The organism is Pedobacter sp. (assembly GCF_035566355.1).
GTDB lineage: Bacteria > Bacteroidota > Bacteroidia > Sphingobacteriales > Sphingobacteriaceae > Pedobacter.
The window spans coordinates 1-5,414 of the sequence record NZ_DATMRL010000315.1; the positions used below are offsets into that span (position 1 = coordinate 1).

Below are 5,414 nucleotides of genomic sequence, written 5' to 3' on the forward strand. Positions count from 1 at the left end.
AATGAAACTCAGGGCCAGTTATGGTCTGGTTGGTAATGATGCAATTAGTGACAGAAGGTTTTTCTATTTGTCGGACGTTAATTTAAATGGAGGTAATTCTGCCGTATTTGGAACCAATAACGGCTATGGACATAATGGCGTTGCTATTAATAATTATGAGAACAGAGATGTAACCTGGGAAGTATCAAAACAAATTAACCTTGGCCTGGAATTAACTTTCCTTAAAAATATGAGGCTAACGGCAGAGGTTTATAAGAATTATAAATCTGATATCCTGCAAAACAGATCTGATATTCCTAGCACTATGGGTTTGGAGGCGGCCATTACTGCAAATATTGGAAAAGTGGAATCTCAGGGTATTGAGTTTTCCCTTGATGGAAAACATAATTTTACGCAGGATTTCTGGATTTCTTCCATGGCCAATTTCACTTTCGCCAAAAATAAATTCACTCAATATGAAGAGCCGAATTTTGACGAAAAATATCTCCTTCATCAGGGGGTAGCCCTGAATAGAAATTTTGGCTACGTAGCGGAGCGTTTATTTGTCGATGACAATGAGGCAAGAAATTCACCAGCTCAGATATTTAGTAACAATGGAACCCCTCCAAGAGGCGGTGATATTAAATACCGGGACCTGAATGGCGATGGAGTTATAGATTCAAAAGACCAGACCTGGCTGGGTAACCCCACAGTACCGGAAATTGTGTATGGATTCGGGTTCTCTACTGGATATAAAAATTTTGATTTAAACGTGTTCTTTCAAGGGCAAACCAGGGTTTCTTTTGTTATTGACCCTGCCAGAACAAGTCCGTTTATAAAAAGTCCGGATTCATGGCTGCCGGGTAATACTCAGGTGATTAAACAATATGCAGATGATCACTGGTCAGAAGATAACCAGAACCTGTATGCGCTTTATCCAAGGCTAGGTACGAACGGAGGTGAGATAGAAAATAACCGTCAGAACAGTTCCTGGTGGCTGCGTGACGGAAGCTTCCTGAGAATGAAATCGCTTGAGTTTGGTTATACGCTCCCGAAGAAGTTTGTAAACAAAATCAGACTTAGGAACTTGAGGGTTTATTTCAGCGGCCTTAATCTGCTCACCTGGAGCCCATTTACTATGTGGGATCCTGAATTGGGCGGGAATGGATTTGCTTACCCCCTTCAGAAAGTATATAACCTGGGTATAAATGTTAATTTATAATTATTTAAAGAGGATTTAGACATGAAATCATCATACTCGAAATTTTTATATGCAGTAGTTCTGGCGATGTCCTTAATTTCCTGTAAGAAATATTTGGATGTTACGCCAGATAATGTGGGCACCATTGATTATGCATTCAGAAATCGGAATGAAGCGGAGAATTATTTATTTAGCTGTTATTCTACTCTTCAGAAATTTCAATATCCATGGCTTGACGCGGGCTTTGCAACTTCGGGAGAAATTGTATATCCGGGTCCAACGGAAATAACCGACAATCAAGGGGTTAATCCTGTAGGCTTTAACATCATGAGAGGAACACAAACGTCTAGTAATCCGGGGTTGAATTATTGGGATGGTTCGGAAGGTGGAGAGGCAATTTTTAAAGCGATAAGACGCTGCAATACCATGCTTGAAAACATCAATAAACCAATTGATCTGAGTGATTCGGAAAAAAGAAGATGGATTGCTGAGGTTAAGTTTTTAAAAGCTTATTACCATTTTTATCTTTTTCGGATGTACGGACCTATTCCAATTACAGATGTAAATCTGCCGATCACCAGCTCTACAGAAGAGGTAAAAGTGAAAAGAAAACCAGTAGATTCTGTAGTGAATTATATGGTTCATTTAATTGATGAAGCCGCACCTGACCTGCCTCTTCAGATACAAAATCAAATGCAGGAACTGGGAAGAATTACAAGTGTGATCGCCCTTTCCGTAAAGGCGCAGATTTTAATGACTGCTGCAAGTCCTTTATTTAATGGAAATCCTGATTATGCGGGCTTCAGCAATAAAGACGGACAACAATTGTTTAGCCAGCAGGTTGATCCCAAGAAATGGGACCTGGCCGCTGATGCATGTGCTAAGGCATTGGATGCTTGTACCAGAGCTGGGTTGAGCCTGCATACTTTTATTCCTACAGCAAATATGCCTTCCAATCTTCCTGATTCTTTAAAGCGCGTTTTAACCTTGCAAACCGCAGTTACTGAAAAATGGGAGATAAATTCAGAACTCATATGGGCGATAAATCCGGTATATGGTTATGGCAAGCAGGAAAGAGCCATGCCGAGACTGACACCAGCTTCGGCTGCAAATTTAGTTGCTCAGGGTACTTTTGCCGTACCAATTGCTGAACAAGAATTGTTTTATACTGAAAATGGGTTGCCAATTGATGAAGATAAAACCTGGGATTACAGAAACAGATATGCTTTGAGAACGAGTGCAAATGCAGATCGGTTTTATGTTCATAATGGCTATGAAACGGTAAATGCCCATTTTAAACGGGAGCCGAGATTCTATTCGTCGATTGCTTTTGACGGGGGTGTCTGGTATGGTAATGGCGTACTAAATGATCCTTCAAATGCTCTGTATGTACAGGCAAGAGGCACGAGTGGTATTGCAGGGCCTAAAGATGTAAGTCACCTGAATATTTCTGGATACTGGCCTAAAAAACTGGTAAATTATTTAACGACCTATGATAAGGATATGACCTGGGTGGATTTTCATTATCCTTTAATGAGGCTTTCAGATCTGTACCTGATGTATGCTGAAGCATTGAATGAGCAGGGCAAAGCCTATGGTGAAATATTGCCTTACATCGATAAAGTGAGGCAGAGGGCTGGTATTCCAGGAGTTGCTGAAGCCTGGACTTCCGCGCTTTCAACAAATCCTTCTAAATATACAAGCAAGACCGGCCTGCGTCAGATTATTCATCAGGAAAGAAGAATTGAACTGGCATTTGAAACTGTACCCGGCTGGGACCTGCGGCGCTGGAAGGAATTACAGTCTGTTATGAGTAAACCGATGCAAGGCTGGAGTATTTATGATGAGCAGTCGGTAAATTATTATCGTGCCCGCACTTTATTTGTTCCGGTATTTAATACGAAGGATTATTTGTGGCCTATTAAATCGAGCAATTTGCCCGTTAACACAAATCTGGTTCAAAATCCATATTGGTAATCACATAACACCACATATTATGATGAATATAAAAAAATGCATATTGCCTGTATGTTTGATGATACTGGCCATCGGTATAACAGCATGTAAAAAAAACAATGGTTTTAATACGGTTATTTCAGGCGATACAACTAAGCCTCTGCCAGTAAGTAACATTAAAGTTGATAATTTTAACGGAGGAGCCAATATCACTTATGATCTTCCTAATTCTCCAAATTTGTTGTATGTGCTGGCTAAGTATAAAATTAATGACAATACGTCGAGAGAAACTAAATCTTCTTACTATACAGACACTGTTGTTGTGGATGGCTTTGCTAAAGAAAAGGCCTACGAGGTAACTTTATACGCTGTTACACGGGCAAATGTAATGTCTGATCCGGTTACAGTAACTGTAAATCCTAAAATGCCTGTTTACAGTGCCGTAAGGCCATCATTAGTGTTGTCTGCTGATTTTAGCGGTGTTAATGTAACAGGTCTTAACCCTCTAAAAAAAGAAATCGGTATTATCATGTTAAGCTTTAATAAGAATACTGGGGCTATGGAGATTGAGGACCAGTATTTTACAAAGAATGATAAAATTGATTATTCTATTCGTGGCTTCAAATCAGAGGAGCGCAGGTTTGGAGTTTACGTAACGGATAAATGGGGGAATATTTCCGATACTTTACAAAAAAGCCTGACGCCGCTCTTTGAGGAGGCCATGGACAAAAGTAAATTTAATGCTCTAAACCTGAACAACGATACGCCTACAGATTTTGGTTGGGCAATTCCATACTTATGGGATAACAAATTAGATGGAAATGGCTGGCATACTAAGTTTGGTGAACCCTTACCCTTTACTTGTAGTTTTGGTGTAGGAAAAACCTATAAATTAAGCCGCTTTGTTTTGTATCAGCGCATTGGGGCTGGGTATACTTACAATTATGGAAACCCAAGAGAGTTTTCTTTATGGGGAACAAATTCATCAACACCTCAGGATATTAAACTTCCTGTGAGAGCACCTGAAGGTACAGTTATAGGGAATTGGGTGAATTTAGGGAATTTCGTTTTTCCTGATCCGCCATCAGGAAATCGTCCAGGGGCAACCACGTCGGCCGATGAGGATTTTGTTAAAAAAGGCGTCAGCTTTAAAGTTCCTTTTCAGGCACCTTCAGTTAAGTATTTAAGGATTGCTGTGGCAACGACCTGGGGAAATGTAGCTGCTGCGCATTTGATGGAAATCACGCCTTTTGGGGTTGCACAATAGTCAATTGTTATAATTAAAATAAAATTATATTCTGATGAAAAATCTTATATTTTTATTCGGTTCAGTTCTGCTCTTTGTTGTGCTGAGCTGTAAGAAGCAGCAGACCGATTTCAAAGACTTTTTTGGTGGTCATGAAATTGTGTATACAGGTAGTGTTGATGGGGTAACCAACAGGACCGGAAATTTGCGTACCCAATTAAAATGGAAATCCAGCACGGATCCCAGTATTGTAAAGTATGTGATTTACTGGAACAATAAACGGGATTCTCAGATCGTTGCGATCAATGGTAAAACCGACAGCGTTTCTGTTATCATTCCAAAGCTTCAGGAATTTGTGTACTCCTTTACCATTTATTCTTACGATGCCAAGGGCAATAAATCTATTCCAAAACAAGTCGATAATGTAAAGGTATACGGGCCAATATATCAGGGCGGCTTATTAAACAGACCCTATAATGCAAGTAATCCTTATATGTTAAATGCAAATGGATCATTGATTTTGAATTTTAATCCTCCGGATACGATCAATATTAATACGGTTATTAAATATACTAACCAGGCCGGAGCAGTCACTGAAAAGACGTTGAGACCGGATAGCAGTTCTATTTACTTATCCGACTATAAGCTAGGTACTGATGTTCAATATCGGTCATCTTACATTCCTGGCAGAGGTTCCCTGGATACTTTTATTGTTTCGGCCTATTCTACATTTCCAAGAATCTATAGTTATGTGCTTTGTGACAGACTTTTGTTCAAGGAAGTGCATTTACCTAACGATGCCGGTACATATGAGTCAGGAACCAGCATCAGTAAACTTTGGGATGGTAGTGTTGGTCCTCAGGGCTATCCCAATATCTTTCATAGTGACGGAAGCAGCGGAATGCCACACACCATTACATTTGACCTTGGAAAAGTATATGACAATTTAGCCAGGATAGAGGAAACCGGGAGAGATTGCTGTAATAATCCGGATGACTTCGAAGTCTGGGGCATTGATGATATTACCAATGC

General features: G+C 39.9%; 4 protein-coding genes. All 4 read left to right on the forward strand.

What is annotated here, in order from left to right:
- Positions 1–1,201 (forward strand): SusC/RagA family TonB-linked outer membrane protein (locus tag VNZ46_RS12285; protein ID WP_325560426.1); only part of this gene is annotated, 1,201 nt, incomplete at its 5' end.
- Between the two features lie 21 nt (positions 1,202–1,222).
- A complete protein-coding gene (locus tag VNZ46_RS12290; protein WP_325560427.1) occupies positions 1,223–3,157 on the forward strand; it encodes a RagB/SusD family nutrient uptake outer membrane protein in 1,935 nt (644 codons plus the stop codon).
- A gap of 19 nt (positions 3,158–3,176) precedes the next feature.
- Positions 3,177–4,403 (forward strand): DUF4959 domain-containing protein, encoded by a 1,227-nt coding sequence (locus tag VNZ46_RS12295; protein ID WP_325560428.1) that lies wholly within the window; start codon positions 3,177–3,179, stop codon positions 4,401–4,403.
- A 34-nt stretch (positions 4,404–4,437) separates the two neighbouring features.
- Positions 4,438–5,414 (forward strand): DUF4998 domain-containing protein (locus tag VNZ46_RS12300; protein WP_325560429.1); only part of this gene is annotated, 977 nt, incomplete at its 3' end.